Here is a 16,124-nt window from a genome sequence, read left to right as displayed (position 1 = left end):
TCAGGTCTCGGCGGGTTCGCGCCGTGTGTCCGGTGCGGCCGGACCCGCCTCGTCCTCATTCAGCAGTCGGCCTTCGCGACGCGGCTTCACATAGGGAGCGGGTTGCGGCGTCGGCATATTGCCGCGCATCAGTTGGCGCCCGGCCTTGATTCCGCCGGTCAGCTGCAGGTCCAGACGCGCCTCGTCGCGGCGGCGGACGTCGCCGATGGCCTCGGCCGCCTGGCCCTCGTCCATGCCCAGTTCGATCAAGGCGCGCTCGCCGAACTTCAATGCGGACTCGAAGGTCTCGCGGATCTGATAGTCGACCCCGGCCTGGATCAGCCGCATGGAATGGCCCCGGTCGAAGGCGCGGGCCATGATCTTGGTCGTCGGGAACTCGGACTTGACCAGTTCGACGATGCGATCGGCGACCTCGGGCTTGTCGACGCAGACCAGGACGATCTCGGCCTCGTCCGCACCCGAGGCCCGCAGCGTGTGCAGCTGGGCGCCGTCGCCATAATAGACCTTGAACCCGAACTGCGAGGCGGCCTGGATCATCTCGACGTCGTTCTCGATGATCGAGACGTCCACATCCCGCGCCAGCAAGGGCTGTGACACGACCTGGGCGAAACGGCCGAAGCCGATGATCAGAACCTGGCCGCGCAGGTCCTTGGCGAAGTCCACCCCCTCGGCGTCCTCGGCCGACAGGGTCGGCTTGGGCAGCAGGCGCTGGGTCAGCAGACTGGTCAGCGGCGTCAGGGCCATGGACAGGATGACGATGGCCGACAGCATGGCGCCGATCTGGGCGTCGAACAGACCCGCCGTCACCGCCGCGCCATACAGGACGAAGGCGAACTCGCCGCCTTGGGCGAACAGGGCCGCCCGCTCGACCGCCTCGTGGTGCGAGGCCTTGAACAGGCGGGCGACGGCATAGATGCCCAGCGCCTTGACCGCCATGAAGGCGATCACGCCGCCGACCACCAGACGCCAGTCGGCGACCACCACCGACAGATCCAGGGACATGCCGACGCTGAGGAAGAACAGACCCAGCAGAATGGCGCGGAAGGGCTCCACATCGGCTTCCAGCTGGTGGCGGAAGGTGGATTCGGACAGGAGGACGCCTGCCAGGAAGGCGCCCATGGCCATGGACAGTCCGCCCAGCGACATGGCCCAGGCGGCGCCGACCACGACCAGCAGGGCCGCCGCCGTCATCACCTCGCGACCGCCGTAACGGGCCAGCAGGCGGAAGATCGGATTGACCAGATATTTGCCCGCCAGCAGCACGCCGCCGACCGCCGCCACCGCGAAGCCGATGGTCTGCCACAACGGCGGCGCCTGTTCGTTCGCAACGCCCAGCACCGAGGCCAGGACGGCGACGATGGCCAGCAACGGCACGATGGCCAGGTCTTCCAGCAGCAGGATGGAGACGGACCGCTGTCCGGGCCCGCCCGCGATCTCGCCCCGCTCCTCCAGCATCTGCATGATGACGGCGGTGGACGACAGGACGAAGCCCATGGCCCCGACAAAGGCGACCGGCGCCGAAAAGCCGGCCAGCATAGCGGTCAGGGTCAGGATCAGGCCGCAGAACAGCACCTGGGCCGCGCCCAGGCCGAAGATCTCTTTCCTCAGCCCCCACAGCCGTTTGGGCCGCATCTCCAGCCCGATGATGAACAGGAAGATGACCACGCCGAACTCGGCGACATGAAGAATGGTCTCGGGCTCCTGAAACAGTTTCAGGCCGAACGGCCCGATGGCCAGACCTGCCGCCAGATAGCCGAGCACCGAGCCCAGACCGACGCGCTTGAACACCGGCACGGCGATGACGCCCGCCGCTAGCAGGGCCGCAGCCGCGCCCAGATCCAGTCCCGTCGTCGCCTCGGCCATCACATCCCCTGTTGGTGAAAGCTGATAGTGGGGAAGCTGGGCAGATTTTGCGAGCCCGATCAGCCGAAGACGGCGCCGATACTCGCCAGACCGTCGCCCGCCGGCGACATGACCTTCCAATCCTTTGCGAGCCCATCGGCCAAGGTCTTCAGTCGTTCCAGAACCGCAAGCATCGGATAGGGGCCTGTGCTGATCCGGCAGGCCCCCGCCGCGAAGAGGATCGAGGCCGGGGGCGCGTCAGGCCCCGCCATCAGACTGATCGGCCCGCCGATGCCTTGCGCTAGACGGGCCACGACGACGGGGTCGATTGCGCCGGGCAGAAAGACCACGTCCGCTCCCGCCGCCAGCCAGGCTCGTCCCCGTTCGACCGCCATATCGATCCGCTCTGCCTCGCTGTCGCCAAGCCCCAACAGGAAGACGTCCGTGCGAGCGTTGATCACCACTTCAGGCGTTGCGGCGCGGATGGCCGCGATCCGCGCTTGCTGATCCGGGATCGTCATCAAGACGCGGGGGGCGGCGTAGTCGACGTCTTCGAAATTGAGTCCCACCGCTCCGGCCGCCCAGGTCGCGCGGGCCGTCTCCGCCGCATCCGCCTGGCTCGGACCGTAGCCGGCCTCGACATCGGCGTTGAACGGTAGAGTTGTGGCGCGGGCGATGGCGGCGACCTCCCGCATCATATCCTCGCGCCCCAGCCCCTCGCCGTCACGAACGCCCCGCGACCAGGCGACCCCCGCGCTGGTCGTTGCGACCGCGTCAAATCCGGCGGCCTGGAAGATGCGCGCGCTGGCTGCGTCCCAGCAGTTCGGCAAGATCAATCCGCCTGAACGGTGCCGTTCCCGGAAGGCCTGAGCGAGACGTGTCTGATCCATCATGAGCAACTCCTGTCTGATTTGCGATCTGACACGGAAGCCGCGCCCGTTCTGGCGATTTTCGGACGCCGTCAAAATGCGGCGCCACAGTTTCGCCTCAGGCGACAAGCGGAGTAGCGCCCAGAACAACCGGAGGAAGCCATGCCGCGTCTCGTCAGGATCGCCGTCGCCGCCACCCTGGGCCTGTCCGTCGCGGCGCCGCCCTTCGCGGTTCCCACCTTCGCCCTGGCCCAGCCCCAACGCCCGTCATTGGACGGCGAGGCCACGCCGGCCGCCTGTGCGCCCTTGGGCTTCGTCCTGTCCCCGCCGGGCGAACCGATGCAACATCTGACCAGCCCCGTCCGGCCGACGCCGATCCCGGCCCCGACGCAGAGCCGCATCGAGGGCGTGCCTCCGCCACCGCCACCTCCTCCTCCACCGCCGCCCCCGGCCCCGCCAGCACCCATGCGTCCGGCGGTGGTCGCCGCCGCACCGGGGCAGGCTCCGCTCAACGCCGTGGTCGTCACCGGGTCGCGCATCATGCCCGGCGCCCCGGCCCCGTCCGACACCGAAACCTATCCCGACGCCACGCCCAATCCGGTCAAGCGGACGGCGGACCAGCCGGTCTCCACCTTCTCGATCGACGTGGACACAGCCGCCTATTCCAATGTTCGCCGCTTCATCGACGAGGGCCGCAGCCCTCCGGCGGACGCGGTGCGGGTCGAGGAGCTGATCAACGCCTTCGACTATGGCTACGCCCGCCCGACGTCCCTGGCCCGCCCGTTTGCGATCACCACGGCCGTCGTCGCCTCGCCCTGGGCGCCCCGAACCGAAAGGGGGGGCCGCCAGATCGTCCACATCGGCTTGCAGGGTTATGAGCTCCCGCAGGGCGAGCAGCGGCCGCTGAACCTGACCTTCCTGGTCGATGTCTCGGGCTCGATGCGCAGCCCGGACAAGCTGGACCTGGCCAAACAGGCGATGAACCTGGCCATCGACCGGTTGCGGCCACAGGACACCCTGTCGGTCACCTATTACGCCGAGGGTGCGGGCACGACCCTGCAGCCCACGCCCGGCGACCAGAAGCTGAAAATGCGCTGCGCCGTCGCCAGCCTTCGCGCCTCGGGCGGCACGGCCGGCGCGACCGGCATGACCAACGCCTATGACCAGGCCCAGGCCAGTTTCGCCCGTGACAAGGTCAACCGCATCCTGATGTTCACCGACGGCGACTTCAACGTCGGCGTCACCGACAACAAGCGGCTGGAAGACTATGTCGCCGAAAAGCGCGGAACCGGCGTCTATCTGTCGGTCTATGGCTTCGGACGCGGCAACTACCAGGACGCCCGGATGCAGACCATCGCCCAGGCGGGCAACGGCGTGGCGGCCTATGTGGGCGACCTGCGCGACGCGCGGCGCCTGTTCGGCCCGATGTTCGACAAGGGCGCCTTCCCCATCGCCGACGACGTCAAGATCCAGGTCGAGTTCAATCCCGCCCGCGTCGCCGAATGGCGGTTGATCGGCTATGAGACCCGGCTGCTGAACGAGGCGGACTTCGCCAACGACCGCATCGACGCGGGCGAGGTCGGATCGGGCGCCAGCGTCACGGCCCTGTACGAGATCACCCCGGTCGGCGGACCGACCCAGGTTCCCGAGCGCCGCTATCCGGACAACCGGATCGGCGTGGGCGGCGGCGATCCGAACGGTGAGATCGGCTTCATTCAGGTCCGCTACAAACAGCCGGGCGGCAGCCGGTCGGACCTGATCCAGCAGCCTCTGACCAGCCGCGCCGCCGGCGCCCAGCCGCCCGAGGCCACGCGCTGGGCCCTGGCCGTCGCCGCGTTCGGCCAGAAGCTCCGCAACGACCCGTGGATGAGCGCCGACTACGGCTGGGATCAGGTGCTGGCCCAGGCCCAGGGCGCGCGCGGCGAGGATCCCTGGGGCGACCGGGCCGAGTTCGTCCAGTTGGTGCGCGCGGCCAGGGACCTGCCTGAACGTCGCGCGCCTTAAGGCCGAGCGGCGCCAAGCGGGCGCACGGCGGCGGAACCCCGCCGTGCGCGGCGGGTTTTCACGGTGACGCTACACCCCAGGAGACCGCCATGAAGATCCGCGACGTCATGACCAAGGATGTCCACCTCGCCCGCCCCGGCGACACGCTTCAGGAGGTCGCCGCCCGGATGGCCAAGGGGGATTTCGGCTTCGTGCCCGTGGCGGACGGCGACCAGTTGATCGGCGCCATCACCGACCGCGACATCGTCGTGCGCGCCCTGGCGGCCGGCGCCGCCCCGTCCGCGCCCGTGGTCGAATACATCACCCGCGACCCGCAGACGGTGCTGGACACCGACGACCTGAAATCCGTGCTGGATCTGATGGGGTCGCGCCAGATTCGCCGCGCCCCGGTGGTGGACAAGCATGGCCGCATCGTCGGGGTCATCTCGCTGGGCGACCTGTCGACCCGGGTGAAGGAGAAATACGCCGGCGAGACGCTGGAGAGCATCTCGCGTTAACCCTCCCCCCTCACCACGCGCTAACCGGCGCCTGCCATTCTGCACCCTGAACGGTGGGAGATCAGAATGGCGCGCGCGCAGTTCCAGAAGGGTCAGAAAGTCTGGGTCGAGTGCGTGGGCGCCTGGGCCACCATCGAGAAGGTTCAGCCGGTCTGGGCCAAGGGTTTCGACGAGCCGGTGCGCGTCACCTACGACGTCGGCCTGGGACGTGAGTTCGCCGCCGCCGAACTGATGATGGCCGCCGCGGACGCCGCCGGGGCCGAGGTCGGCGACTGGCGCGTGCTGCGGGCCCGCAACAAGTGGCAGGCGGAAGAGGACTGCCTGCACCACCCCCAGCCCGGCACCTATCCCGTCGTCGTCACTGACACGGCCGACTGGGGCGGCTGGCGCGTGCCCGGCGCGGAATATGACCGCGACCCCCAGCGCATTGAATTCCAGTCCCGGCTGATCGCCGCCGCGCCGCGTCTGATGCAGTTGGCTGAAAGCCTGATGGACCTCGTGGCCGAGAGCCCCGACGACGCGCCGCCCGCCGTTCTGGCCCTGGCGCGCCAGGCCCGCGACACGCTTCAACCTGTGACGGAAATTCTGGAAGCGGCGCCGGCCCGGGCGAGCGGCGTCATGCCGGGTGCGGACGCCAGCCTGGCGGAACGCTGAACAGGCGGAGCCGCGCAACTTTCAAGTCGCGCGGCGGGTCGGCCTGCTGCGGTCAGGCTCGCGGCATAGGCTCAGGATAGGGCAGCCGAGCGTGGAGTGACGGCGGCTGTCGCTGTCGTCGTCCGTCCACGTCGATGACTTCTGACGCGCGTGACCGAGATCGAAAAACAGGTTTCGCCTCAGATCAGTTCGACGCCCATGGCGGTGGCCTCGCCACCGCCGATGCACAGGGCGGCCATGCCCCTGGTCTTGCCGCGCGCCTTGAGCGCGGACAGCAGGGTGGTCAGCACACGCGCGCCCGAGGCGCCCAGCGGGTGTCCCAGGGCGCAGGCGCCGCCGTTGACGTTGATCTTGTCATGGGGGACGCCCAGCTCCTGCATGGCGATCATCGGCACGATGGCGAAGGCCTCGTTGACCTCCCACAGATCGACGTCGTCGGCGGTCCAGCCCGCCCTGGCCAGGGCCTTCTTCAGGGCGAAGACCGGCGCGGTGGTGAACAGGCTGGGCTCATGGGCGTGGGCGGCCTGGGCGACGACGCGGGCGACCGGGGTCAGGCCCAGGGCCTGGGCCGTCGATTGGCGCATCATGACCAAGGCGGCGGCGCCGTCCGAGATCGAGGCGGCCGAGGCGGCGGTGATGGTGCCGTCCTTGCCGAAGGCGGGCTTCAGATTGGGGATCTTGGACGGGTCGGACTTGGTCGGCTGTTCGTCGCGATCGACCACAACCACGCCCTTGCGGGTCTTGACCTCGACCGGCGTGATCTCGGCGTCGAAGGCGCCGCTGTCCTGGGCGCGTTTGGCGCGACCGGCGCTTTCGGTCGCATAGGCGTCCTGCTGCTCGCGGGTGAACTGATAGGCCTTGGCCGTGTCCTCGGCGAACTGCCCCATCAATTTGCCGGGCTCATAGGCGTCTTCCAGACCGTCCAGATACATGCTGTCGGAGATGACGTCGTGGCCGATCCGGGCGCCGCCCCGGTGCTTCTGCATCAGATAGGGCGCATTGGTCATGGACTCCATGCCGCCCGCCACGATCACCTCGGCCGAACCGGCCAGCAGGGCGTCATGCGCCATCATCGCGGCCTGCATGCCCGAGCCGCACATCTTGTTGATCGTGGTCGCCTCGGTCGAGATCGGCAGGCCCGCGCCCATCCCGGCCTGACGCGCCGGCGCCTGGCCCAGGCCGGCGGGCAGGACGCAGCCCATGATGATCTGTTCGACCTTGTTGGGGTCCAGGCCGGCTCGCTCGAGCGCCGCCTTCACCGCCGTCGCGCCCAGGTCGGTGGACTTGGCGTCGGACAGCGCGCCCTGGAAACCGCCCATCGGCGTGCGGGCGTAGGAGACGATGACGACGGGATCGGCGGACATGGCGGGTTTCCTCTTGCTTTGGGCCCTGAGATAGCGATCTGACCGCCCGATGTGAACCGGGCGCCCTGCTGCAATCAGGCGAAGTGAAGTCGACGGTAGCGGCCTCGGAAATAGAGCAGCGGGTCGCGGCGCGGCTCGAACCGGGCGCGCGTGACCCGGCCGATGAAGACCAGATGGTCCCCGGCCTCGACCACCTGATGGGTCGCGCATTCGAAACTGGCCAGCGAGCCGGACAGGATGGGCGCGCCGGTGTCCCAGGTCTCCCAGGCCACGCCGTCGAACCGTTCGGCCGAGGACCGGGCGAAGGCGCCCGACATCGGCTGCTGGCCGATGTGCAGCACATTGATGGCGAAATGCGCCGCGCGCTGGAACCGCTCCAGATTGGACGAACTGCGGGCCAGGCAGAACAGGATCAGCGGCGGATCGAGCGACACCGAGGAGAAGGAGTTGGCCGTCAGGCCCACCGGCTGCCCCGCCTCGTCCAGGGTCGTCACCACCGTCACCCCGGTGGCGAAACAGCCCAGGGCGTCGCGCAGGGTGCGGGGATCGGAACCGGCCTGGTAATACAGGGCCTCGCGCGGGGCCTGGCGTTCCAGGAAGGCCAGGATGACGGCGTCGGCCGTCTCGCCCGGATCGGCGGGGGCGTCGGGATCCAGCGTCAGGATCGGCAGGCCGTCCAGCGGCGCGGTCGCCTCGACCGGCGCCTCGCCCGCCACGATCAGGCAACTGGCCAGGGCCGGGCCGGTGACGACCAGGGCCGGGACGACGGCGGCCAGGGTCTGGGCCGAACACAGGATGGCGGGCCGCGACGAGATGTCGGTCAGCAGGCGGCGCAGGCCGGCCGCTTCGTCGCCCGCCTCCAGAGCGTCGGCCAGCAGGACGTGCCGCCCGGCCTCGACCAGGGCCCGCACCCACCGCCGCCAATCAGGCGACAGGCCCTGGGGCGCGCCGATCAGCAGGACGACCGGATCCTGGGGATCGCCCCAGCTCTGGACGTCCAGACCTCCGATCCGGGGCGGCGATGCGATCATGAGGCGGGACGGTCCAGTGCGGAGGGGAAGAGGCGTCTCATAGAGGAAGTCCGCCCCTTGAGACCATGGCTTACGATCTCGGGGCGGCGTCGGATCATCCGGCGTCCAGATCCGCCAGCCGTCCGCGTAGCATCTGGAGCATGGCGGAAAAGTCCCGCCCCCCGTGGCCCAGACCGTCGAACAGCGCGTACATCGCCTCGGCCTGGGCGCCCAGAGGGGTGGAGGCGCCCGATTTGGCCGCCGCCTCCTGGGCCAGTTTCAGATCCTTCAGCATCATGGCCGCGGCGAAGCCGCCCTGATAGTCGCGGTTCGACGGCGCAGTCGGCACCGGGCCAGGCCAGGGGTAATAGCTGGTCACGCTCCAGCACTGGCCCGAGGATTTGGACGCGATCTCGAAGAAACGCTCCGGCTCCAGACCCAGTTTCTCAGCCAGGGCGATCGCCTCGCACGTGCCCAGCATGGAGACGCCCAGCAGCATGTTGTTGCAGATCTTGGCCGCCTGTCCCGCCCCGTGGTCGCCGGCCCGGATGGTGATGCGGCTCATGGGTTCCAGCGCGGCCTCGACACGGGCGAAGTCGCCTTCGTCGCAACCGACCATGAAGGCCAGGGTTCCGGCATCGGCCGCCGCCGTCCCGCCCGAGACCGGTGCGTCGGCAAAGGCGTAGCCGGCGTCCCGCGCCAGCCCCGCCACCTTGCGCGCCGTCTCCACGTCGATGGTCGAACAGTCCAGCAGCAGGGCGTTGGACGGCGCCGCGCCGATGATCTGCTCGGCATAGACCTTATGCACATGGGGGCCGGCGGGCAGCATGGTGATCACCACCTCGGCGTCGCGCACCGCCTCGGCGACCGAGGCCGCAGGCGCGCAGCCCGCCGCCGACGCCCGCTCCAGCGCTGCGGCGCTCAGATCGAAGGCGGCGACCGCGTGGCCGGCCTTGGCCTGATTGGCGGCCATGCCGCCCCCCATATTGCCCAGGCCGATGAAGGCGATCTTGGTCATGGTCTCTCTCCCAGTGTCAGCGTCGCTGTCAGGGCAGCGGCGTCCATTGTTCATTGTCCGGCAGCGGCGCGAACAGCGCGTCCAGCGTCGCCTCCGTAACGCCCGACAGGTCCGCCGGGGACCATTTCGGCGCATTGTCCTTGTCCACGATGACGGCCCGCACGCCTTCCTGGAAGTCGTGGGTCCGCACCACCCGCCCGCCCAGGGCGTATTCCATCGCCATGTTCTCGGCGAAGCTGGCGAGCGTCGCCCCGGTCCGCAGCTGGCGCAAGGTGACCTTCAGCGATTGCGGCGACTTGGTCTTCAGGATCGCCAGCTGGGCCGACGCCCAGTCGGAGCCTTCGGCGTCCAGCGCCGAGAAGATTTCCTCGACCGTATCGAAGGCGAACAGCCGGTCGATGGCCTCCCGGCGGTCTTCCAACCCAGGCGGAATCCTGAAGTCGTACCGGCCTGCCACCTCAATCGGTTCGCCCCCGTCGAGGATTTCAGACTTCAGCGCCTCCAGGCTTTCGGACGGGACATAGTGGGTGTGGATGCCCAGTTCGATCGTGGCGGCCGCCTTCAGCCGCGCGCCCGTCAGCGCCAGCCAGACGCCGGTCTGGCCCGGCAGGCGCGGCAGGAACCAGCCGCCGCCGACGTCGGGGAACAGGCCGATGCCCGTCTCCGGCATGGCGTAGGTCGTCCGCTCGGTGGCGATGCGGATGGGGGCCGGCTCCGAAATCCCGACGCCGCCGCCCATGACGATCCCGTCCACGATGGCCGTGATCGGCTTGGAATAGTCGAACATCAGATGGTTCAGCCGGTATTCGGCCAGGAAGAAGGCCTTGGCCTCGGACGCGTCGCCCGCCCCGCTCTCGGCGATCATGCGGATGTCGCCCCCGGCGCAGAAGCCGCGCTCGCCCGCATGGTCGATCAGCACCGACTGCACCGCAGCGTCCTCACGCCAGGCCAGCAGGGCCTCGGTCATCGCCTCGCACATCGCCCGGTTCAGGGCGTGTATCGCCTTGGGCCGGTTCAGGCTGATACGGCCGACGCCGTTTTCGACGCGGGCGATGATTTCGGGTTCGGTCATGAAAGGTCCTTCTCCCTGAGATCAACAACATCCTGCCCGGCGGCTGCTGCAGCCTTCAGCAGATCGGCGTCGCGCGACGCCAGGCCGGCGTCCCTTTCGAGCGTCAGCCACAGATAGGCCGCGTCGAACAGGCTCAAACCCCGCCCCTGGGCCAGAAGGGCGATCCGACCCACCTCGCGAGCGGACAGGGCCGGCGCCAGACCGATCTCGTACTCGTCCAGCCGCACAAAAGCTTCAGACAGGTCGAACCCCGCGTCGCGTCGCGCCTGGCGCACCAACAGATTGGCCACCTCCCACTGGAAGACATCGGGCGCGATCAGTTCATAGTCGTCGAGCGCCGCCAACAGACGACGCGCGGGAGCCGTGGATTGGCTGGCCAGCAGCCAGGACGCCGCCGCCGAGGCGTCAACGACCAGGGTCTTCATCGCGCGCAATCGCCTTCAGCTCGTCCCAGCTCATTCGCGCCCAATCGGCATCCGCCGCCTGCCCGGCCATAAAGGCCTGAGACCGTGCGGCCAGTTCGGCGCCGGACAGTCGGCGACGACGCGGCTCGGGCGTCAGACGCGCCACCGGTCGCCCGTGCCGGGTGATGACGATGGTCTCGCCCGAGGTCTGGACCTCGTCCAGCAAGGACGACAGCGACGTCTTGGCTTCGAGAACTCCGATGGAACGCATGGCCGAAATCCTGATCAGAATTCTGGTCAGAATAACAGATCGCGGCGCCGACCGCCATCATCCCCGCGCCATCTCCCGCGCGATGATCACCCGCATGATCTCGTTGGTCCCCTCCAGGATGCGGTGGACCCGCAGGTCGCGCACGATCCGTTCCAGCGGATAGTCCTTCAGATAGCCGTAGCCGCCGTGCAACTGCAGCGCCTCGTCGGCGATCTGGAAACAGGCGTCGGTGGCCAGCCGCTTGGCCATAGCGCACCACTTCGTCTTTTCCGGATGGTCGGTGTCGATGGCCCAGGCCCCGCGCAGCACCATCAGGCGCGCCGCCTCCAGATCGGTCGCCATGTCGGCCAGGCGGAACTGGAGCGCCTGGAACTCGCCGATCGGACGACCGAACTGTTTGCGGGTGGCGACGTAATCCTGGGCCGTTTCCAGCGCCAGACGCGCGCCGCCCAGAGAACAGGCGGCGATGTTCAGCCGCCCGCCGTCCAGGCCTGCCATCGCATAGCGGAAGCCCGCCCCCTCTTCGCCCAGCAGATTGGCGGCCGGCACGCGGCAGTCGTCGAACTGGACGATGGCGGTCGGCTGGGCGTTCCAGCCCATCTTCCTCTCCTGGGCGCCGAAGGACAGGCCGGGCGTCCCGGCCTCGACGACAAGGGCGGAAACTCCCTTTGCCCCCTCCCCGCCCGTGCGGACCATGACGACATAGAGGTCGCTCGTCCCCGCACCGGAAATGAAGGCCTTGGAGCCGTTCAGCACATAGTGGTCGCCGTCGCGCACCGCCGTGGTCCGCAGCGCCGCCGCGTCGGAGCCGGAGCCCGGCTCGGTCAGGCAGTAGCTGGCGATCTTCTCCATGCCGACCAGATCGGGCACGAACCGGGCGCGCAGAGCGTCCGATCCGAACCGGTCGATCATCCAGGTCGCCATATTGTGGATCGAGATGAAGGCCGCCGTCGCCACGTCGCCGCGCGACAGCTCCTCGAAGATCACGGCCGCCTCGACCCGGCCCAGCGCCATGCCGCCGTGTTCCTCTCCGGTATAGATGCCGCAGAAGCCCATCTCGGCCGCCTGTTTCATCACATCGACGGGGAAGTGCTTCTCCTCGTCCCAGCGGGCGGAGTGGGGCGCCAGCTCGGCGTCGGCGAAGGCGCGCGCCGCGTCCTGAATGGCGCGCTGGTCGTCGGTAAGGGCGAAGTCCATATCTTGTCACTCCCCGCCCCTCCCCGTCATCCTCGGGCTTGACCCGAGGATCGGAGGCGGAGGCGTCTGTGCGTCCGCGTCATCGCACAAGCCGCGGACAATCCGACCCTCGGGTCAAGCCCGAGGGTGACGGCAGTTGAGGTCAGCGCATCGTCGGGATGACGAACGAACTGTCCGAATGCTCCAGCGCCGAATCCGGCCACCGCGCCGTCACGGTCTTGGTCTTGGTCCAGAAGCGGACGCCCTCCATGCCGTGCTGGTTGATGTCGCCGAAGGCCGAGCGCTTCCAGCCGCCGAAGGTGTGATAGGCGACCGGCACCGGGATCGGCACATTGATGCCGACCATGCCGACGTTGACCCGGGCGGCGAAGTCGCGGGCCGCACGGCCGTTCTGGGTGAAGATGGCGACGCCGTTGCCGTACTGGTGGTTCGACGGCAGGGCCAGCGCCTCCTCGAAGGTCTCGGCGCGGACGATCTGAAGCACCGGGCCGAAGATTTCCTCGCGATAGGCCGACATGTCCGCCGTCACGTGGTCGAACAGCGACGGGCCGATGAAATAGCCCTTCTCGTGCCCCTGCAGGCTGAAGTCGCGGCCATCGACGACCAGTTCGGCGCCTTCCTGCACGCCTTTTTCGATCCAGCCCAGAACGCGGTCCTTGTGGGTCTGGGTGACGACGGGACCGTAGTGGGCCTCGCTATCGGTGGAGACGCCGACCTTCAGGCTGGGGATTTCGGCGACCAGTCGCTCGCGCAGTTCGTCGGCGGTCTTCTTGCCGACCGGCACGACCACCGGCAGGGCCATGCACCGTTCTCCGGCCGAGCCGAAGGCGGCGCCGGTCAGGTCCTTGACCACCTGGGCCATGTCGGCGTCGGGCAGGACGATGCCGTGGTTCTTGGCCCCGCCCATGGCCTGGACCCGCTTATGGTTGGCGGCGCCGGTCTGATAGACATAGTGGGCGATGTCGGACGAGCCGACGAAGCTGATGGCGTGGACCAGCGGATGGGTCAGGATGGCGTCGACCGCCGTCTTGTCGCCATGCACCACGTTCAGCACCCCATTGGGCGCCCCGGCCTCCAGCATCAGTTCGGCCAGACGCACCGGCAGGGACGGATCCCGTTCCGACGGCTTCAGCACGAAGGTGTTGCCGACCGCGATGGCCACGCCGAACATCCACATCGGGATCATGCCGGGGAAGTTGAACGGCGTGATGCCCGCCACCACGCCCAGCGGCTGGCGCATCGAATAGACGTCGATGCCGGGGCCGGCGCCTTGGGTGTATTCGCCCTTCAGCGCGTGGGGGATGCCGCAGGCGAACTCGATCACCTCCAGCCCGCGCTGGATGTCGCCCCTGGAGTCGGCGATGACCTTGCCGTGCTCGCTGCTGAGCAGTTCGGCCAGTTCGTCCATCCGCGCCTCGACCAGGCGTTTGAAGTCGAACATGACGCGGGCGCGGCGCTGGGGATTGGTGCTGGCCCAGCCGTCGAAGGCGTTCTGAGCGGCCTGGACGGCGCGATCGACCTCGGCCGTCGTGGCCAGTTGGACGCGGGCCTGAACCTGACCCGTATTGGGGTCGAAGACGTCGCCGAAACGGCCGGAGGCCCCATCGAAGGCCACGCCGTCGATGAAGTGGCGAATGTCGCGCACCATACCTGAGATTCCCTATGTGCTTATTGCTATTGCCCCCGTCATAGCAGGCAGGATCGGCCTCTTGCAGCCCCAAAGACGAAATGAAAGCCCTTGACGGCGCCACCCCAGCCTCACCGCTGCGGGACCCGAAATGTTCGAATCCGGACACAGTCATTAATAATCGAAATCAGGTTGTACATAATAACAACCACGCCCGTCGCAGTGCTATTGACTGTCAAGTCATCAGCCCAGGCTAATACTAAGGTCTTATTTTTGCTTTCCCCGGTCAATTTGAGTAGACTTAATTATGTCAAATTCGCCACAAGAGACGTGAAACTCCCCACAGAGGCGAGGCGTCAACGGCGAACGGGGTGGGAGACGACCAGTGGAGGCCTTTGCTGAGAGCATATTGTCGGATGCGCCCATGGCGATCATCGCGTTGGACGAGGCGGGTTTCGTCTGTTGCGCCAACGCGACGGCGGATCGGTTTTTCGGCCGCCCTCTGTCCCCGCCGAACGCGGCCGCCATCAGCGATCTGATCGAGGGTTTCGACAGGGCGGCTCTGCAGTCCCCGACATGGGTCGAAGACCTCAATGCGCGCGCCCGAAACGCCGGGGAGGATCCTCTGTGGCGGGCGCGGCGGCATGACGGCGTTCACGCCTTCGTCGACGTCCAGGCCGCGCGGTTCTCCGCCCGCAACGGCAAGTTCGTGACTCTCTTCATTCAGGACATGACCACCGCCGTCACGGCGGAAACCGCACTTCTGGAAGTGAGGCTCCAGATCATTCACAACTGGCGACTGAGTTCGTTGGGGGAAATGGCCTCCATGGTGGCGCACGAGGTCAATCAGCCCCTGTCTGCGGCCATCAACTATCTGGCCGCCGCAGAGACGGCCGTGAAAAAGCCGGGTCCGAACACGGCGAACGCCCCCGAACTCATGGCGGCGGCGCGAGCCCAGGTGAAACGCGCGGCCGACATCATCCTGCGTCTTCGCGCGTTGATGATCCACGAGAAGCGCTATCAGGCGCGCGAGCGGGTCGCCGAGGTGATCGAAGAGATCATGCCCATTCTCGTCAGCCATGCCCGCGAAACGAAGGCGGAAGTCTCCAGCCGGATCGACCCGGCCGCCTATACCTACTGCGACCGCGTTCAGCTTCAGCAAGTCATCCTCAATCTGGCCCGAAACGCCATGGAGGCGCCCCCGAACGGCGTCCCGCGCAGGGTGGAGATCTCAGGACGGCAGACGTCGCAGGGCTATCAGATTCTCGTCAGCGACAACGGTCCCGGCGTGCCGGCGGACATGGCCGGCAAGCTTTTCGACCCCCTCGTCAGCAGCAAGTCGGGCGGAATGGGACTGGGCCTCTCGATCTGCCGCACGATCGTAGAGGCGCATGGCGGCGTCATAGAACTTGTCCCGAGCGCGCTTGGGGGCGCGGGCTTCGCGTTCACACTGAACGCCAATGTCCACGACCTTTCCACGCAAGGCGGCGCGTCCGGGGCGCGCAAACGCCCCAAGTTGAACCCGGGCGTCGCCGAAACTGACGACTGGGACAGAGTCCGCGCTCAGTTCGTCAACGCGGATGAATACGGATGCGACAGTCTAGAGGCCAATCGACATCGCGGTTGATCGTATCAAACCCCGTGCAAGGCTCGATCGCACGACGATCCGACGCTCAGATTTTCAGAAATCTTCGGTATTCGTGGGAGCGCCATTCAATCTCAGAGCGTGCGCCGCAATAGGGACTTTCAGTCCTATTGAAAGTTGGATCAGCAGGATTAGAACAGATCCATGGGCCATCGTGGAATCATCACAGCGGAACGTTTGACTACGGTCGATGAGAACGCAGTCGCACTGATCGGTCTGGACGCCCGGATCCAGCAGATGGACCAGATGCTTGATCGTCTTCTGAGCGACGACGACTTGGCCGGACCGGCTGTTCAGGCGCTGCAGATCGTCGAGGCCGCCGGACGTCGAGGTTTGCGGCAATGCGCTCTGGCCGATTCGGTCAGCCTGCCGGCGGGCACGGTCTCGCGCCTGGTCGACACACTCGTCAAAGGCGATCTGGTCAGCCGGAGGCCGCACCCGACCGATCGGCGCGTGACAATGCTGGCGCTCACGGCGGCGGGCGGCCGACGACTGGACCGTCGGCGGGCGGATTACGGCCGGCTCGCCGAAGCCCTCACGCCCCAGGCCGCCGAAGCCCTGCGGGTCGTAAACCCGCTTCTCGAAGTCATAGCTGAAACCCTCGCCCGATCCGCAAAATCAAAGGCTGCCTGAGCGTCCCGCAGGGGTTG

15 protein-coding genes are annotated in these 16,124 nt (G+C 67.7%); 5 read left to right on the top strand and 10 right to left on the bottom strand.

Features of this window, described 5'->3' with window-relative positions; genetic code table 11:
* The gene (locus GYM46_RS10940) at positions 1-1,863 is read right to left on the bottom strand and encodes a monovalent cation:proton antiporter-2 (CPA2) family protein (protein ID WP_008261974.1); all 1,863 of its coding nucleotides are present in this window, start codon (positions 1,861-1,863) and stop codon (positions 1-3) included.
* 59 nt (positions 1,864-1,922) lie between these two features.
* Positions 1,923-2,735 (bottom strand): isocitrate lyase/PEP mutase family protein, encoded by an 813-nt coding sequence (locus GYM46_RS10935; RefSeq protein ID WP_008260134.1) that lies wholly within the window; start codon positions 2,733-2,735, stop codon positions 1,923-1,925.
* Between the two features lie 138 nt (positions 2,736-2,873).
* Here GYM46_RS10935 and GYM46_RS10930 point away from each other — a divergent pair, with 138 nt between their 5' ends.
* The 3 genes from GYM46_RS10930 (at position 2,874) to GYM46_RS10920 (ending at position 5,866) form a co-directional block, all read left to right on the top strand.
* The gene (locus GYM46_RS10930; protein ID WP_008263708.1) at positions 2,874-4,715 is read left to right on the top strand and encodes a vWA domain-containing protein; all 1,842 of its coding nucleotides are present in this window, start codon (positions 2,874-2,876) and stop codon (positions 4,713-4,715) included.
* 89 nt (positions 4,716-4,804) lie between these two features.
* Entirely contained in the window at positions 4,805-5,212 is a 408-nt protein-coding gene (locus tag GYM46_RS10925) for a CBS domain-containing protein (protein WP_008259009.1), read from the top strand.
* Positions 5,213-5,278: 66 nt separating this feature from the next.
* Entirely contained in the window at positions 5,279-5,866 is a 588-nt protein-coding gene (locus tag GYM46_RS10920; protein WP_008261883.1) for a hypothetical protein, read from the top strand.
* Between the two features lie 179 nt (positions 5,867-6,045).
* On the opposite strand, the gene GYM46_RS10915 is transcribed toward GYM46_RS10920, so the two are convergent.
* The 8 genes from GYM46_RS10915 to GYM46_RS10880 form a co-directional block, all read right to left on the bottom strand.
* Positions 6,046-7,230, bottom strand: a complete 1,185-nt coding sequence (locus tag GYM46_RS10915) for an acetyl-CoA C-acyltransferase (RefSeq protein ID WP_008262262.1) — start codon at positions 7,228-7,230, stop codon at positions 6,046-6,048.
* A gap of 74 nt (positions 7,231-7,304) precedes the next feature.
* Positions 7,305-8,261 (bottom strand): flavin reductase family protein, encoded by a 957-nt coding sequence (locus tag GYM46_RS10910; protein ID WP_008264121.1) that lies wholly within the window; start codon positions 8,259-8,261, stop codon positions 7,305-7,307.
* A 94-nt stretch (positions 8,262-8,355) separates the two neighbouring features.
* The gene (gene mmsB, locus GYM46_RS10905) at positions 8,356-9,312 is read right to left on the bottom strand and encodes a 3-hydroxyisobutyrate dehydrogenase (RefSeq protein ID WP_432207130.1); all 957 of its coding nucleotides are present in this window, start codon (positions 9,310-9,312) and stop codon (positions 8,356-8,358) included.
* Positions 9,287-10,330, bottom strand: a complete 1,044-nt coding sequence (locus GYM46_RS10900) for an enoyl-CoA hydratase/isomerase family protein (protein WP_008262587.1) — start codon at positions 10,328-10,330, stop codon at positions 9,287-9,289. The genes mmsB and GYM46_RS10900 overlap by 26 nt, the downstream gene beginning before the upstream one ends.
* On the bottom strand, positions 10,327-10,755 hold the full coding sequence (locus GYM46_RS10895; protein ID WP_008261465.1) for a PIN domain-containing protein: 429 nt from the start codon (positions 10,753-10,755) through the stop codon (positions 10,327-10,329). Before GYM46_RS10895 ends, GYM46_RS10900 begins: the two co-directional genes overlap by 4 nt.
* Entirely contained in the window at positions 10,736-11,005 is a 270-nt protein-coding gene (locus tag GYM46_RS10890; RefSeq protein ID WP_035306346.1) for a type II toxin-antitoxin system Phd/YefM family antitoxin, read from the bottom strand. Before GYM46_RS10890 ends, GYM46_RS10895 begins: the two co-directional genes overlap by 20 nt.
* A 57-nt stretch (positions 11,006-11,062) precedes the next feature.
* Positions 11,063-12,202: an isobutyryl-CoA dehydrogenase gene (locus GYM46_RS10885; RefSeq protein WP_008264099.1), complete on the bottom strand. Its 1,140-nt coding sequence runs from the start codon at positions 12,200-12,202 to the stop codon at positions 11,063-11,065.
* 142 nt (positions 12,203-12,344) lie between these two features.
* Positions 12,345-13,847, bottom strand: coding sequence for a CoA-acylating methylmalonate-semialdehyde dehydrogenase (locus GYM46_RS10880; RefSeq protein WP_040350186.1), 1,503 nt, complete (start codon positions 13,845-13,847; stop codon positions 12,345-12,347).
* Between the two features lie 712 nt (positions 13,848-14,559).
* On the opposite strand from GYM46_RS10880, the gene GYM46_RS10875 reads away from it, so the two are divergent.
* Positions 14,560-15,456, top strand: coding sequence for a sensor histidine kinase (locus GYM46_RS10875; RefSeq protein WP_244304248.1), 897 nt, complete (start codon positions 14,560-14,562; stop codon positions 15,454-15,456).
* Between the two features lie 162 nt (positions 15,457-15,618).
* Positions 15,619-16,107, top strand: coding sequence for a MarR family winged helix-turn-helix transcriptional regulator (locus GYM46_RS10870; protein WP_008260756.1), 489 nt, complete (start codon positions 15,619-15,621; stop codon positions 16,105-16,107).
* The last annotated feature ends 17 nt before the right edge of the window (positions 16,108-16,124 follow it).

The sequence above is a fragment of the Brevundimonas mediterranea genome (assembly GCF_011064825.1).
GTDB lineage: Bacteria > Pseudomonadota > Alphaproteobacteria > Caulobacterales > Caulobacteraceae > Brevundimonas > Brevundimonas mediterranea_A.
This window is presented reverse-complemented; position numbering and strand designations above follow the sequence as displayed.

Bases quoted from the DNA above. Each gene is read 5' to 3' on its own strand.
- GYM46_RS10940 (WP_008261974.1), bottom strand. From the start codon at position 1,863: ATGGCCGAGGCGACGACGGGACTGGATCTGGGCGCGGCTGCGGCCCTG.
- GYM46_RS10935 (WP_008260134.1), bottom strand. From the start codon at position 2,735: ATGATGGATCAGACACGTCTCGCTCAGGCCTTCCGGGAACGGCACCGT.
- GYM46_RS10930 (WP_008263708.1), top strand. From the start codon at position 2,874: ATGCCGCGTCTCGTCAGGATCGCCGTCGCCGCCACCCTGGGCCTGTCC.
- GYM46_RS10925 (WP_008259009.1), top strand. From the start codon at position 4,805: ATGAAGATCCGCGACGTCATGACCAAGGATGTCCACCTCGCCCGCCCC.
- GYM46_RS10920 (WP_008261883.1), top strand. From the start codon at position 5,279: ATGGCGCGCGCGCAGTTCCAGAAGGGTCAGAAAGTCTGGGTCGAGTGC.
- GYM46_RS10915 (WP_008262262.1), bottom strand. From the start codon at position 7,230: ATGTCCGCCGATCCCGTCGTCATCGTCTCCTACGCCCGCACGCCGATG.
- GYM46_RS10910 (WP_008264121.1), bottom strand. From the start codon at position 8,261: ATGATCGCATCGCCGCCCCGGATCGGAGGTCTGGACGTCCAGAGCTGG.
- mmsB (WP_432207130.1), bottom strand. From the start codon at position 9,312: ATGAACAATGGACGCCGCTGCCCTGACAGCGACGCTGACACTGGGAGA.
- GYM46_RS10900 (WP_008262587.1), bottom strand. From the start codon at position 10,330: ATGACCGAACCCGAAATCATCGCCCGCGTCGAAAACGGCGTCGGCCGT.
- GYM46_RS10895 (WP_008261465.1), bottom strand. From the start codon at position 10,755: ATGAAGACCCTGGTCGTTGACGCCTCGGCGGCGGCGTCCTGGCTGCTG.
- GYM46_RS10890 (WP_035306346.1), bottom strand. From the start codon at position 11,005: ATGCGTTCCATCGGAGTTCTCGAAGCCAAGACGTCGCTGTCGTCCTTG.
- GYM46_RS10885 (WP_008264099.1), bottom strand. From the start codon at position 12,202: ATGGACTTCGCCCTTACCGACGACCAGCGCGCCATTCAGGACGCGGCG.
- GYM46_RS10875 (WP_244304248.1), top strand. From the start codon at position 14,560: ATGACCACCGCCGTCACGGCGGAAACCGCACTTCTGGAAGTGAGGCTC.
- GYM46_RS10870 (WP_008260756.1), top strand. From the start codon at position 15,619: ATGGGCCATCGTGGAATCATCACAGCGGAACGTTTGACTACGGTCGAT.